This window comes from Aquamicrobium defluvii, from assembly GCF_004363725.1.
GTDB lineage: Bacteria > Pseudomonadota > Alphaproteobacteria > Rhizobiales > Rhizobiaceae > Mesorhizobium > Mesorhizobium defluvii.
The window spans coordinates 1-14,711 of the sequence record NZ_SNZF01000032.1; the positions used below are offsets into that span (position 1 = coordinate 1).

The window sequence follows — 14,711 nt, forward strand, 5'->3', positions numbered from 1 at the left end:
GTTGTTGCCTCCCGCAACGCCGGGTCCAACACGCGCCATCTCCATCAGCGAACCCCACAAACGGTCCGGATCAATGCGAAGATTCTCGCCGGAGGCGACCATTCCATTCCCTCTCATTCTGCGCGCATTCCCACCGCCATCGCGGCCGGAAACACCCGTCGTTATTTTCCCTGGCAGCTCAGGCGGATTTTTCCGTTCCTTAACGAGCTGTCCTGAAGGAAGGGGCGGTGCTTCTCCCTGCACCGTCCCTCACCTTTGATCATTGTGGCCGCTTAATCGACCATTCTCAACACCTCGCGGACATGGTCGATCAGTTCGTCGATCTGTCCCTTCGAGATGATCAGCGGCGGCGACAGGGCAATGATGTCGCCCGTGGTGCGGATCAGCGCGCCGCGCTCGAACGCCTTGACGAACGCCTGGAACGCACGCTTGGTCGGCGCGCCGGCAATCGGCTCCAGCTCGATCGCGCCGACGAGGCCGATATTGCGGATGTCGATGACATGCGGCTCGCCCTTCAGCGAATGCAGCGCCTCTTCCCAATAGGGCGCGAGTTCCGCGCCGCGGGTCAGCAGGCCCTCTTCCTTATAGGTGTCGAGCGTGGCCAGCGCCGCGGCCGAAGCGATCGGATTGCCTGAATAGGTGTAGCCGTGGAAGAACTCAATCATGTGCTCGGGGCCGTTCATGAACGCGTCGTGCACGTCCTTGGTCACGAACACCGCACCCATCGGGATCACACCGTTGGACACGCCCTTGGCCGTGGTGATGATGTCGGGAACGACATCGAAATAATCGGCGGCGAACGGGGTGCCGAGACGGCCGAAACCGGTGATGACTTCATCGAAGATCAGAAGAATGCCGTGCTTGGTGCAGATGTCGCGCAGGCGCTTGAGATAGCCCTTTGGCGGAATGAGAACGCCGGTCGAGCCCGCCACCGGCTCCACGATCACGGCCGCGACGGTCGACGCATCGTGCAGCGCGACGATACGTTCCAGCTCGTCGGCCAGATCGGCGCCATGCTCGGGCTCGCCCTTCGTGAAGGTATTCTTGCCGGGCAGATGGGTGTGCGGCAGATGGTCGACGCCGGTCAGCAGCGTGCCGAACATCTTGCGGTTGGAAACGATGCCGCCGACCGAGATGCCGCCGAAATTGACGCCGTGATAGCCGCGCTCGCGGCCGATCAGGCGGAAGCGCGCCCCGTCCCCCCTGGCGCGGTGATAGGCGATGGCCATCTTGAGCGCGGTGTCGACCGATTCCGAGCCGGAATTGGTGAAGAACACGTGCTCCATGCCCTTCGGCGCAACGTCGACGAGACGGTTGGCCAGCTCGAACACGATGGGATGGCCCATCTGGAAGGCCGGCGCGTAATCGAGTTCGGCCGCCTGCTTCTGGATCGCCTCGGTGATTTTCGGGCGGCAGTGGCCGGCGTTCACGCACCACAGGCCGGCGGTGCCGTCCAGTATCTTGCGGCCGTCCGAGGCGGTGTAATGCATATCCTTGGCGGCAACCAGCATGCGCGGCGCCTGTTTGAACTGCCTGTTTGCCGTGAACGGCATCCAGAATGCGGAAAGATCGTTGGGCGTTACCTTGAGCCTGTTGGACATGACCAAGCCTCCTGATGGTTGATGTCTCGCGGCCAACGCTTGGTCCGTTGTGTCATTTTATGCTAAGCATTTTTTGACCGGTTGGACAAAGGTTAGCACCGCTGTATGAGCGGTCAAGCCATTACTAGCCGAAAAGCCCCGCAGTTTTCCCGTTCCACAGGGGCGTGAACAACTGGTCCAGAGAATTGGTCCAGATTGAACCGGACCGGAAGGACGCTCATTCGATGGAAACGGCAGCACGACCGCTGACACGCATTCAGCAGGAAAAGCGCGAGGTTATCCTCGAGGCCGCGCTCGATGTCTTTTCCGCCAGCGGTTTCCGGGGCTCCACCATCGATCAGGTGGCGGACGCGGCGGGCATGTCGAAACCCAACCTGCTCTATTATTTCCGCAGCAAGGAAGAAATCCACGCCACGCTGATGGAGCGCCTGCTGCACACCTGGCTGGCGCCGCTGCACGAGTTTGACGACGGCGACGACCCCATTACGGAAATCAGGGGCTATATCCGCCGCAAGCTTGAAATGGCGCGCGATTTTCCTCGGGAAAGCCGTCTGTTCGCCAACGAGATTCTTCAGGGGGCGCCGCGAATCATGTCCCTGCTGGAAGGCGAACTGAAACAGCTCGTGGACAAGAAGGCGCGCATCATCAGGAAGTGGATGCGCGCCGGCAAGATCGCCAGAACCGATCCTTACCATCTCATTTTCGCCATCTGGGCGACCACCCAGCACTATGCCGACTTCGACGTGCAGGTACGGGCGGTGCTCGGTCCCGACCGCGATGGCGAAGGGCGCTTCGAAGACGCCGCCCGCTTCCTCGAACAGCTCTTCATCGGCTGCCTCAAGGCTTGAGAAAGCCGCCCCTGCAAAGGATTCGGCGGCTTCTTAGCGTTAAGCGGAAAATGCGCCGGGCCGGCGTCAGGCAGCCATCGCCGCCTCTGCCGGATGCAGCGCGTGGAACGACACGCACAGCCGGTTCCAGACATTGATCATGCCGATGGCAACCGTCAGCTTGACCAGTTCCTCTTCCGAAAAATGCTTCAGGGTCGCCTCGTAGAGCGGCTGCGGAACACCCTGCCCTGCAATCAGCGTCACCGTTTCGGTATAGGCGAAGGCCGCCCGTTCCCGCTCGGAGTAGAGCGGCGATTCCTTCCATGCCGAAACCAGAAACACGCGCTGCTGGCTCTCGCCGTCACGCATCGCCTCGCGGCTGTGCATATCGACACAGAAAGAGCAGCCATTGATCTGCGAGGCCCTGAGCTTGACCAGATGCAGCAGCGAGTGCTCGAGGCCGGAATCCTCGACGGCCTGGTTGAGCTGCATCACCTGTTTCATGATCGCAGGTGCGGTGGCGAAAAAATCCATTCTCTGTTTCATCTCTTCATCCTTTCTGTCATGTGCCGGAAACCGGCTTCTAAACCGGCTTCTGCGGCCGCCGGTGCTGCGCCACGAAGGCGCAGGCGGCGGCGACCGAACGCGGATCGGCATCCTTTCCGAAGTCCGCCACGATTGTGGAGAGCTTCTCGGCGGCAAGCGCCGTCCGCCATGCTTTTTCCGCGCGCAGCATCGCTACATTGATGCCGCAGGGCTTCACATAGGCGGCGTCCGGCAGCTTCACCGGGCCGTTCCGGCGGATCTCGCCGCATCGGAACGCCGGCTGCGGCCCCTCCACCGCCACCACGATGTCGAGCAGGGAAATGCGATCCGCCGCCCGCGCCAGCCGGTAGCCGCCGGCAGGCCCCGGCACGGATTCCAGAATGCCGGCCCCGGCCAGCGCCTGCAGGTGCTTGAGCAGGTAGCTCGGCGACAAGCCGAACTGCGCAGCCAGCGCCGATCCGGGGATCGTCGCACCATCCTCAAGACCGGCGAGCGTCGCCGCGCAATGAATGGCCGCCTCGACGCCCTCGCTGAGTTTCATTCAGTCCCGCCCTGATTTCATGGATAAGGATTATCATGGATAAATAATATCCACAATCAGACAGCAGGAATGCGGGCGTCTCTGCTGACGCCTCCTGAAATTGGGGCCGCGATTTCAGCCGTTTTATCCGCTGCCCGGCAAGCACAGGCGGAGCCGCTTCCCCCCGGTCGCAGCTCCGCCCGGCCCGGGAGGACCTTTATTCAGCCGCCGTGCGCGCCATCGGGTTGTTCGGATGCGTGGTCCAGTTGGCGTAGACCGGCGAGACCGGCTGGCCCGTGCGCTCGTCGATCTCGCCTGCGTGCAGCGGCTGCATGGTGATGCAGCCTTCCACCGGACAGACATTGACGCACAGGTTGCAGCCGACGCACTCATCCTCCATCACCTCGAAATGGCGCACGCCGTCGACCATGGAGGTGATCGCCTGATGCGAGGTGTCCTCGCAGGCGATGTGGCAGCGCCCGCATTTGATGCACAGTTCCTGGTCGATATGGGCCTTGGCGACATAGTTCAGATTGAGATACTGCCAGTCGGTGACGTTGGGCGTCGCGCGGCCGACAATGTCGGAGAGCGAGCGATGACCTTTCTCATCCATCCAGTTCTCAAGCCCCGCGATCATTTCCTGAACGATCTTGAAGCCGTAGGTCATGGCTGCCGTGCACACCTGCACATTGCCGGCCCCGAGCGCCATGAACTCGGCAGCGTCGCGCCATGTCGTCACCCCGCCGATGCCGGAGATCGGCAGGCCGTATGTTTCCGCGTCGCGTGCGATTTCGGCCACCATGTTGAGCGCGATAGGCTTCACCGCCGGGCCGCAATAGCCGCCATGGCTGCCCTTGCCGTCGATCGAGGGCTCCGGCGAGAAGGTGTCGAGATTGACCGAGGTGATGGAGTTGATCGTGTTGATCAGCGATACGGCGTCGGTACCGCCGGCCTTCGCCGCCCGCGCCGGCTTGCGGATATCGGTGATGTTGGGCGTCAGCTTGGTGATGACGGGCATGCGCGTATATTGCTTGCACCAGCGCACCACCATCTCGATATATTCCGGCACCTGCCCCACGGCCGCGCCCATGCCGCGCTCGCTCATGCCGTGCGGGCAACCGAAATTCAGCTCGATGCCGTCCGCACCTGTCTCCTCGACCAGCGGCAGGATCGCCTTCCATTCCTCCTCCACGCACGGCACCATGATCGAGGCGACCAGCGCCCGGTCCGGCCAGTTCATCTTCACCTGCTTCATCTCGCGCAGGTTGGTCTGCAGGTCGCGGTCGGTGATCAGCTCGATATTGTTGAGGCCGAGCAGGCGCCGGTCGGCGCCCCAGATGGCGCCGTAACGCGGGCCGTTGACGTTGACGACCGGCGGGCCTTCCGATCCCAGCGTCTTCCACACCACGCCGCCCCAGCCGGCCTTGAAGGCGCGCTCGACATTGTAGGCCTTGTCGGTCGGCGGCGCGGACGCCAGCCAGAACGGATTGGGCGACCTTATGCCGACGAAATTGCTGCGCAGGTCTGCCATGCTCATGCCCTCCCGTTCGCGGTCAGTGCGTGGTGGATACTCTCGGCCGCGTCGCGCCCCTGCGCCACCGAAGTCACCGTCAGGTCGTCGCCGCCGTGGATGCAATCGCCGCCAGCCCACACCTTCGCCATGGTGGTGCGTCCTTCGCCGTCCACCCGGATGCGCCCATTCTCCAGTTCGATGGCCTGGCCCGAGCCGTTGAGACTGTCGGCCGCGAAGGTCTGGCCGATGGCCTTGAATATCTGGTCCACCGGCAGGGTGAGCAGCTCGCCCGTGCCGACCAGCCTGTCGCCGTCCATCGTCGTGTATTCCAGCTCCAGAGCGCTCGCCTTGCCATTGTGCGAGATCACGCGGCGCGGCTGGAGCCAATGGCGGATGATCACGCCGTTGGCGGCGGCAAGGTCCTGTTCGTAGAGCGAGGCGTTCATGTCGGCCTTGCCACGCCGGTAGCAGATCGTCACCTCCTCCGCGCCGAGCAGCTTCGACTGGATGGCGGCATCGATGGCCGTCATGCCACCCCCGATGACGATGACGCGCCGGCCGATCGGCAGCGCCGCGAGGTCGGAGGTCTGACGCAGGATCGAGATGAAATCGACGGCGTTCTCGACGCCCGCCGCATCCTCGCCCTCGGCCCGCAGCGCATTGATGCCGCCAAGCCCCATGCCGAGGAAAACCGCATCGTAAGCGCCGGCGAGGTCCGCAAGCTGGACGTCTCGGCCGAGCGCCATGCCGTTCCGGATCTCGATGCCGCCAATGGCGGTCACGTAATCGACCTCGGCCTGCGCGAAATCGTCCGTGCTCTTGTAGGCGGCGATGCCGTATTCGTTGAGCCCGCCAGCCTTGGGCCGCGCCTCGAAAATGGTGATGTCATGGCCATGCATGGCCAGCCGGTGCGCGCAGGCCAGACCGGCCGGCCCCGCCCCCACGACCGCCACCTTTTTGCCGCTGTGCTGCGGCCGGTGGTAGAACTGCCGCCCTTCCTCCATCGCCACATCGGTGGCATAGCGTTGCAGGCGGCCGATCTGCACCGGCTTGCCCTCGGCTGTCTGCCGCACGCAGGCTTCCTCGCACAGCGTCTCGGTCGGGCAGACCCGCGCGCACATGCCGCCCAGTATGTTCTGGTCGAAGATCGTCTTTGCGGCACCTACGGCATTGCCGGTGGAAATCTGGCGGATGAACAGTGGAATGTCGATGGTGGTCGGGCATGCCTGCATGCAGGGCGCATCGTAGCAGAAATAGCAGCGGTCGGCCTCGACCAGCGCCTCGTGATGATCGAGCGGCGGATGAAGATCGGCGAAATTCTCGGTATAGGCTTCCGCCGGCAGCCGGCCGCCGGCAATGCCCTCCTTGAAATGACCAGTCGCCATTCCACACTCCCCTTGTTCTTATTCAGGCCCCTTGTCCCTGTATTTGATGAAAGGCTAGCACATCCGGAACTTTTATCAATTGGTCTATTTTCAGCAAGGCACTGAAAATTCACGATAAACATGATTTATTCTATCATGTTTTTTAACGCATCTTGCTGCAACCGCCGAACAACTGCATCGTTTTGCCATGGCGGGAACGGCCGGCATCAGCCGTCCGATGGTTACGACTGTGCGATACAATCGCCAAACAGGGAGAAATCTCATGCCTGATCGCGCGAAATCCTTCTTCTGGTACGAATTGATGACCAGCGACCTCGAAGCCGCCGAGGCGTTCTACACCAGTGTCGTCGGCTGGACGGCGGAGCCCTTCGATGCGCCCGGCGTTCCACCCTATGTCGTCGTCAAGGCAGGAGACCGCGGCGTCGGCGGCCTCATGGCCTTTCCTGACGAGGTTCGCGAAAGCGGCATGCCGCCGGCATGGATAGGCTATATCGGGGCCGATGACGTCGACGCCGCCACCGCCTCGGTGAAAGCGTCGGGCGGGTCGGTGCATCGCGAGCCGGCGGACATTCCCGGTGTCGGGCGCTTTTCCGTGGTTGCCGATCCGCAGGGCGCTGTGTTCATGCTGCTGCACGCCAATGGGCCGGCGCAGCCGCCGGTGCCGATGGACGCGCCCGGTCACATCGGCTGGCGCGAACTTTATGCCGATGACTGGGAAAGCGCGCTGGAGTTCTATTCCGGCCTGTTCGGCTGGACCAGGGATGACACCGTGGACATAGGCGAGATGGGCACCTACCAGCTTTTCGCTGTCGATGGCGAACAGAACGGCGGCATGATGAACCGCCCGCCGCAGGTGCCGGCGGCCTTCTGGCAGTTCTATTTGAACGTGCCGGCCATCGACGCAGCCACCCGCCGCGTCACCGACAATGGCGGCACGGTCACGTTCGGGCCGGACCAGGTGCCCGGCGGCCAGTGGGTTGTCACCTGCACCGACCCGCAGGGCGCCCATTTCGGCCTCGTTGCCCCGGTCCGCTGACAAACCAAAGCATGTCGCCCGAAAGTGGGAACCGGTTTCGGGATAACGACATGCGTAAAACAGGGCCTTAAAGCGTAAGGAGCTATCCTGAAAGATCGCGACACGCTTTAGCCGCAGGCCGCTCCGCCGCCGCGCGCGGTCACGGAGCGGCCTTTGTTTTCATCGGCTTGCAGCCGGTTCCGGAATCAGGGCGGGAACTGCCGCAGCAGCGCCGCAATCGTTAAAATCCGGTCAAGACTCCCTTTATCTTTTGCGCCTAAAGCTGCGCGCATGTCTGCGTACAATTTTAGTCGGGTTTTAACTGTTGCAGCGCTGCTCGGCCTGTCGGCCTGCGCGACGCCGCCCAGCCAGATCAACAATGTCTGCGCGGTCTTCGACCAGCGCGACGGCTGGATCGACAACTGGCATTCGGCTGCAAAGCGCGCCGAGGCAAAGCACGGCATCCCGGTCCCGGTTCTGATGGCCACGGTGCGCAAGGAATCCGGCTTCAAGGCCAATGCAAAACCGCCGCGCACCAAATTGCTCGGTTTCATTCCGTGGAAACGGCATTCCACCGCCACCGGCTACTCGCAGGCGCTCAACGGCACCTGGACGCAATACCGAAACGAGACCGGCAATTTCGCCGCGCGGCGAACGTCCTTTGCCGATGCCGTCGATTTCGTGGGCTGGTATCATGCCAGAAGCGCCAGCACGCTGGGCATTGCCCGCAACGACGCCTACAATCTCTATCTGGCCTATTATTCGGGCTGGAACGGCTACAGGCGCGGCGCCCACAAGAACAATGCCGGCATCCGCAACTATGCCCACGAAACCGACGCCATGGCCCGCCGCTACGCCCAGCAGATGCAGAGCTGCGGGCGCTTGTAAGGCTTTTTTCCCGACTCGTCATCGCGGCCGGGAATGGCCAAGGTCGCGCTGACGCGCCTAATATTCCTTTTCGTAGAAGACACCGCCCCTGGCCTCGCCGGCATCGGTCGCCTCGCCGCGCAGCTTGACGCCGCGCCCGACATTGAGGTCGATGCGCGCCTTGCCGGAGCCCGGCTTTTCGCCTTTCTGGATCGTCACATAGGTGCGGTCGTTGAGGTATTTGCCGGCCTGCACCGAGGTGCCGCCCTTATCGTCGGTGATGACGTCGAGATCGTCAACGCCGATGGCGTTGCGCAGGTTCTGCAGGAGAGAAGTCGAACCGCCGACGCCGGCAAGCTGCGCCGCCGCCTCCGCAAGCTGGGCGATCTGCAAGGGCGACAGGTTCGACATGGAGCGGCCGAAGATCAGGCGGGCCAGCACCTCGTCCTCCGGCAGCGCCGGCACCGAGGCGAAGACGAATTTCGGATTGGTGGCCTCGCCGATCACGGTGATCGTCACCGTCGCGTCCGAGGCCGTCGATTCGGCCACGAAGTTCAGATATGGAATGGTCGAGCCGGAGAAGGTCAGCGTGCCTTCGGTGAAATTCAGCCGCTTGCCGAGAATCTCAAGGCGCCCGCGCCGGAGCTGGAAGCTTCCCACCGCCTCGGGCGAGGTGGCAGCACCTGTAAGCTTGATACTCCCGCCGAGTTCGGCATCGACCCCCCTGCCCTGCACGAAGATCGAGTTGGGCGCATTGACGGTGAGGTCGAGGTTCATGCCGCTCTTCGGGCCACCGTCGCCGCTGCTGGGCGGGTTCAGCGCCTGATCCTGCCGGCGAACGGCGGCAGGGGCATTCCTGTGCTGAACGTTCAATTCCGAAAGCGAGGTCGGCAGCTTGGTCGGCACGGTGATCACCGTACGCGCCAGGTTGATCGTGCCCGAAAGCATGGGCGATGCGGTCAGCTGGCCCTTGATCGCCAGATCGCCGCTGAGATTGGCGGTGACGATATGGCCGTCCGTATAGCGCCCGTCGGCCAGCCTGATGCTGATATCGGCCGGGAATCCGGAATTGACATCGATGCCGACCGTGCCGCCGACCGTCAGCGTTCCCCCGGAAGAAAGCCGGCCGGTCAGCCGGTTGATGGTCGCCACGCCGTTGCCCATGGCAACGTCAAGCGCGATGTCGTTGACGGCGATGCCGGCCTGCGCGGCCACGAAGCGCGCGCCATTGGAACGGATGTTACCGCTGATGACGGGTGCAGTGGCCGGCCCGCTCACTTTCACGGCGACCGCCGCCGTCCCCTCCATCGACATGCTGTTCTCCGCCAGCATGCGGTTGGCGATGGCGAAAGGCACATTGCCGCTGAAGTCGAGCGAGAGGTTCGGCGTGCCCTGCGTGGTCACCGCGCCGCCGCCCTGCAAGCGCATGCCCGAGCCTTCTGAAATCGTCGAGGTGAAGTCGAGCCGGTTGTTGGCAAAGGTGCCGGACGAGTCGATGCCGATGCCGCCAAGGCCCGCGGAGCGGGTCTGCGCCGCCTCGAGGCCGCTTGCCTGGAGGTCGTATTTCACCACCGGCGCGGAGGTCGGCCCGGTCACGTTCACCGTTCCCGAAATGCTGCCTGCCGCATCGAGCCCGGCCGCAAAATTGTTGGCCACGGAAACCGGCACGGAACTGAGATCGGCCCTGATGTCGAGCGCATCCGCGACATCCCCCGAAACGGTGATCCGGCCATTGCCGATGCCGATCACCAGTCGCTCCAGCGCGGTGCGCCCGTCCTTCACCACGATGGTGGAGGGCTCGGCGATTGCGGCGCGCACGCCCTGGAAGGTCGCCTGCCCGGACTTCAGCTCAAGCGTCGTCGTGCCTTCGGCAACCCGAACCCTGCCCGCGGCGCTCGCCGGAATATCCTTCACCGTCGCGCCGCCCGAGAAGGCTGTCCAGTCGCCCTCCTGTTTCAGGTCGATGTTGATGCCGGTGACGGCGGTATCGCCGGAGGTCACGCCGTCGGCCCTGATGGTGCCGGAAATCGCTGGCGCCTGCGCATAGTTGGACACCTGCGCGTCCACCGTGACATTGCGGGCATTGAGGTCGCCGCGCGTCAGGCTGGAGGTCACGGCCTTCACCGCCACCTGTGGCACGCCTTCCGCCTTTGAGAAGACCACGCTGCCGTTCAGCGCACCCTCGATCTTTTCCAGCGCCAGCGCGGCCAGGGGCCCGAGGTCCGGCAACTCGAACCCGATCCGGCCTTCGGGCAGGAACGCATCGTCGAGCACCAGATCGCCGCCGACGCGGTTGGCGCCCAGCGAAAGCGTCAGCCCGTCGATGCGGCTTTGCCCGCCTTCGCTCTTCAGGGTCGCCTTGCCTTGCAGGGTCTCGCCCGCGACATTGCCCGACAGGGTCACGTCGGCGGCGGGGTTTGCGGCGTCGGCCTTCGCCGTCGCATCCAGCCTGAGGCCGGTGATCTCGCGCTCCGCCACGACCAGCCTGTCGCTGCTGATCGTCGCCGCGACATCGGGCGCAACCAGCGCACCGCTGGCTTTGAGAGCAACTGCGATAGCGCCGCTGGCTTCCTTCGCGAAAGGCGCAATATCCGCCAGTGCGCCGTTCAGCTCGGCGGCGATGGTGCCGTCGGAGAGGCTCGCCTTGCCCTGCGCCGAGAGCGGACCGGACAGAAGCTCCAGCCTGTCGGCCGCCACATTGCCATCGCTGTCGCGGCGCACGGCCACGGACAGCGTCGTGCGCTCGCCGAGTGCCGGGCGGGCGGCGGCCGGCAACGCCGCCGATGCGGCATCCGCCTTCACATTCAGCTCGATCGAACCATCGGCCAGTGAGACCTTGCCGTCGAAGCCGCCCTTCAGCGCATCGCTGGCGATCTCGCCCTTGCCGATGGTGATGGCGTCCTTGGTGACATTGCCTTCCACCAGCGCGGTGATGCGCCCGGCGATCAGCGGCGCGATGGTGGGATTGTCGAGCCCGATCCTGTCGGCGCTCGCCGTGCCGGCAATCGGACCGCTGCGGCTTTCGATGTCGAAACCGTCGGAATGCAGCGCCAGCGCGATGTTGTCGACCCGCATGTCCCGCGTGGCGACGCTCGCCAGATGTGTCTCGATGTCCACCATCGGCGCCCTGCCCTCGCCGAAGGCGCGCAGCGAGGCCGACTGCAACTCGATGTCGATCGGGCTTTCCTCGCTGCCGAGCCCCAGCGGCACGGTCGGTCCGGCGGAGGTGAACTCCAGCGAGAAATCCGTCGCTCCGGCAGGATTGATGCTGCCCTGCGCCACGCCGCGCAGGACCGATGTGTCGACGGTTGCCGTCTCGATTGAGATGCCGCGTTCGGCATGGGAGCTGCCGGTTATCTCGAAGCGGGTCTGGCCGGCAAGAAGGGACTTGAAGCGCGCGGGAACGAAGCGTGCGAAATCGCCATTGCCGCGCAGTTCGACGCGGCTGCCGCCATCGATGAAGGCGTGCTGGCCGGAAATCTCGGTGATCAACTCGCCGCCCGCATGGAAGGTGCCGCGTCCCGTCCAGTCGGCCAGCGGCCCGTTGCCGGACACTGCGATGCTGACCGGAGGTGCATCCGGCAATTGCAGCAGGTTGGCAATGATACCGCCCGCCGGCTCGGACGCCTGAACGTTCAGGTCGAGCCGGTTGTCGCCCGGCAGGAAATGCACCAGCGCCGAGACGGACCCCTCATGGCCGTCGCGCCGGGCCATGGAAACGTCCGCCTCCACGGCCAGCGGCGAGCGCTCGGCACGCACATGGCCTTCGGCGGCCAGTTCGGCGATGCCTGCCCCGGCAAGCGCTTCTCCAAGCGCGATCTGCGGCAGGTCGATGGCGCGGATGTCCACCGAGACCGGCAACGAGAATGCGGTGCCCGTGCGCGGTTTCTCGTCCGGGCTGGAGACAGGCGCGCGGGCCGCCTCGATGCGCCCCACGGCAACCCTCTCGGCAAGGAAGGTGCGCGACAGCAGCGCCAGCGGCGACCAATCCACGGCCACCTCGCGCAGCACGAGCCACGGCCCCTCGCGGTCCTCCAGAACCACATGGTCAACCCTGAGATTGCCGGACCAGATGCCGTCGATACCGCGAACGGAGACCTTCATGTCCTCCGATGAGGCCACGTCCGATATAAGGCCGGCAAGGTTCTCGCGGCCACGCTCGGTCGTGGTCAGCACCACGGCGGCGCCCGCAAGTCCCGCCACGGCGGCAAGCACCGCATAGAACAGAACGCGCAAGATCCGCTTTGCAATCTTCATGTTCTTCGCCTGCCGTCCTGCCGCGTCAGAATGACTGCCCGATGCCCGCATAGATGCCGAAGCGCGGATCGCCCTTTTCGCGATTGAGCGGCACGGCGGCATCCACCCTGAGCGGTCCGAAAGGTGTCAGATAGCGCAGGCCCACGCCCGCGCCCACCTTGAGATCGGAAAATTCCGGGAATTGTTTGTCTGAGACCGTGCCGGCATCGACAAAAGGCACGATGCCGATCGTGTCGGTGACGGCAATGCGCAGTTCCGCCGAGGTCTCGAACCAGGAAAGGCCGCCCGTCGGCTTGTCGTTCGGGTCCTTCGGGCCAATGCCCTGATAGGAGTAACCGCGCACGGAGCCGCCGCCACCGGCATAGAAGCGGCGGTCGGCCGGCACATGCGAAAGCCCCGCGCCAAGGATCGATCCACCCGCCACCCGGCCGGCCAGCACGAATCGGTTGCTGTCCATCGGCGCGTAGTAGGCCGAGCCCTCGCCCCTCACCTTGACGAATGCCTTGGAGTTCAGCGCGTCATAGCTGGGTTCCACGAAGGCCAGCAGGCGATAGCCGCTGGTCGGATTGAGACGGTCGTTGCGCTTGTCATGCACATATTGCAGGGGCACCGAGGCGATCAGATAGTCGTTTCGCCCATAGGCGTCCGTGATCTCGGAATAATCCAGCGACAGCTCCGCCGAAACGGTGCGCGTCTTGTCGAGCTGGTAGGAAAGGCCCGCGCTGCCCTTGACCGAGAAGCGGTCATAGGCATCCGGATGCTCGTAGACGGTCTTGAGGCTGGCGAAGAATTTCGATGCCGGCCCGACCACGCCCGGCTTCTCGAACATGATGCCTGCATTGTAGTTCAGCTTCGAGATGTCGTTCGACCCGATGCCGCTGATCGAACCGTCGATGCGCAGCTTCTCCGCCCGGCCGAACAGGTTGCGATGGCCCCAGTACCCCTCGATGCCGAGCCCTTCCGTGTTCGAAACCGTGCCGCCGATGCCGAGATAGCGCGTCTTGCGCTCGGTTACGTTGATGTCGACCGGAATATTGCCTTCGCCGTCGAGCTCGCTGGCCTCGCGCAGCGTCACGCTGTTGAAGACCTCCATCCCCAGCAGCCGTTCGCGCGCATCGTCCAAGTCCTTGGGCGAGTAGCGCTCGCCGCGTTTCAGCCCGGCCATGTAGCGGGTGAACTCCGGGTCCATGCGCTCGGTGCCTTCGACGGTCGTCTCGCCGTAGCCGGCCACCGGCCCGGCCTTCACCGAAAGCGTGACGTCCAGGGTCGTCGTGTTGTGGTCGGCCACGATCTCGCGATCGGTGATCTCGGCAAGGGGGCGCCCTTCCTCCTTGAGGGCGCGAACGATCAGCGCCTCGGCCTTGAGGATCGCCCCCGATCCCGCATCGCCGCCGGAGATGAGGCCGAAATCCGCGCCGGTCAGCCCCGCCGCATCGCCTTCAAGCCTTATGTCGCCGAGTGTGAACTTGGGACCGGGCGCCACGTCGATCACCACCGGAACCGGTTGCGGCCCCCTGAACTCGGCGTCGGGAGGGAGGTCGTCGATGGAGCGCCCGTCGATCGATACGTTGACCACGCCCTCATAGCGCGCGTCTGCATAAAGAGCCGCGACAAGCTGCTCGCGGTCGCCGCGAGCCTTGGACATCAGGCCGAGCGAGCCGGAAACCGGCCGGTCCTCGTCCGTCTTCAGCGTCGAGGCAGCCTCCAGCTTCTTCTTCAGATCGGCATGGTCTTCCGGCACATTGATGGTGACCGTGTAGTTCATCGGGTCGACGATGTCGGAATCACCGTTCGCGGCCGAGCCCCACAGCCTGATTCCGAACAGCTCGAAAGCGGCCGCCGGCTGTGGCGCAAGGGTCATGGCGGAGGTGGCAAAAAGCGCAAGCAACAGCGCGCGCGGCAGGGAAAACCCTGCTGCCGGCCAGTCTGCTCCATGCTTCATATCGTGCCGCATTCCGTTAACTTAACGAACAAAGTTAAAATTCGACTGAAATTCCGGGCCTTTCATGAGTGACGCAACGTCCGCTTGTGCCAGAAGTGCGGCAGGTTGAAACTCAAATCCCTGCATACACCGGCAAAAAAGCGTGATCATGCCTTTCTGGCTCAATAGCGGCGAATCCGGTGAATTGAAACCGTTACGTCGCGCATGGAGCTCCGGTGCGATTGACAAGCCGCACGGA

At 64.1% G+C, this 14,711-nt stretch carries 11 protein-coding genes; 4 read left to right on the forward strand and 7 right to left on the reverse strand.

Annotation, left to right across the window (positions count from 1 at the left end):
* Nucleotides 1–216: hypothetical protein (locus DES43_RS22770; protein WP_208110856.1), on the forward strand; the 216-nt coding region annotated here is incomplete at its 5' end.
* 56 nt (nucleotides 217–272) lie between these two features.
* Here the strand turns inward: DES43_RS22770 and aptA are convergent.
* Nucleotides 273–1,601: an omega-aminotransferase AptA gene (gene aptA, locus DES43_RS18615; protein ID WP_035032702.1), complete on the reverse strand. Its 1,329-nt coding sequence runs from the start codon at nucleotides 1,599–1,601 to the stop codon at nucleotides 273–275.
* Between the two features lie 224 nt (nucleotides 1,602–1,825).
* On the opposite strand from aptA, the gene DES43_RS18620 reads away from it, so the two are divergent.
* Entirely contained in the window at nucleotides 1,826–2,449 is a 624-nt protein-coding gene (locus DES43_RS18620; RefSeq protein WP_035032704.1) for a TetR family transcriptional regulator C-terminal domain-containing protein, read from the forward strand.
* A 66-nt stretch (nucleotides 2,450–2,515) separates the two neighbouring features.
* Here DES43_RS18620 and DES43_RS18625 read toward each other — a convergent pair whose 3' ends face one another.
* The 4 genes from DES43_RS18625 to DES43_RS18640 form a co-directional block, all read right to left on the reverse strand.
* A complete protein-coding gene (locus DES43_RS18625) occupies nucleotides 2,516–2,974 on the reverse strand; it encodes a carboxymuconolactone decarboxylase family protein (protein WP_035032707.1) in 459 nt (152 codons plus the stop codon).
* Between the two features lie 37 nt (nucleotides 2,975–3,011).
* Nucleotides 3,012–3,515 (reverse strand): RrF2 family transcriptional regulator, encoded by a 504-nt coding sequence (locus DES43_RS18630; protein WP_035032711.1) that lies wholly within the window; start codon nucleotides 3,513–3,515, stop codon nucleotides 3,012–3,014.
* Between the two features lie 196 nt (nucleotides 3,516–3,711).
* On the reverse strand, nucleotides 3,712–5,025 hold the full coding sequence (gene preA / locus DES43_RS18635) for an NAD-dependent dihydropyrimidine dehydrogenase subunit PreA (RefSeq protein WP_035032718.1): 1,314 nt from the start codon (nucleotides 5,023–5,025) through the stop codon (nucleotides 3,712–3,714).
* Between the two features lie 2 nt (nucleotides 5,026–5,027).
* Complete coding sequence (locus tag DES43_RS18640; RefSeq protein ID WP_035032721.1) at nucleotides 5,028–6,392, reverse strand: NAD(P)-dependent oxidoreductase; 1,365 nt, start codon at nucleotides 6,390–6,392, stop codon at nucleotides 5,028–5,030.
* Nucleotides 6,393–6,654: 262 nt separating this feature from the next.
* Between DES43_RS18640 and DES43_RS18645 the strand changes: the two genes are divergently transcribed.
* Both DES43_RS18645 and DES43_RS18650 read left to right on the forward strand, forming a co-directional pair.
* Nucleotides 6,655–7,428, forward strand: a complete 774-nt coding sequence (locus DES43_RS18645) for a VOC family protein (RefSeq protein WP_035032724.1) — start codon at nucleotides 6,655–6,657, stop codon at nucleotides 7,426–7,428.
* A 270-nt stretch (nucleotides 7,429–7,698) separates the two neighbouring features.
* Nucleotides 7,699–8,295, forward strand: a complete 597-nt coding sequence (locus DES43_RS18650) for a transglycosylase SLT domain-containing protein (protein WP_035032727.1) — start codon at nucleotides 7,699–7,701, stop codon at nucleotides 8,293–8,295.
* Between the two features lie 57 nt (nucleotides 8,296–8,352).
* Here the strand turns inward: DES43_RS18650 and DES43_RS18655 are convergent, their stop codons facing one another.
* Nucleotides 8,353–12,531: a translocation/assembly module TamB domain-containing protein gene (locus DES43_RS18655; RefSeq protein WP_035032731.1), complete on the reverse strand. Its 4,179-nt coding sequence runs from the start codon at nucleotides 12,529–12,531 to the stop codon at nucleotides 8,353–8,355.
* Nucleotides 12,532–12,556: 25 nt separating this feature from the next.
* The gene (locus tag DES43_RS18660; RefSeq protein ID WP_035032733.1) at nucleotides 12,557–14,473 is read right to left on the reverse strand and encodes an autotransporter assembly complex protein TamA; all 1,917 of its coding nucleotides are present in this window, start codon (nucleotides 14,471–14,473) and stop codon (nucleotides 12,557–12,559) included.
* Between the last annotated feature and the right edge of the window lie 238 nt (nucleotides 14,474–14,711).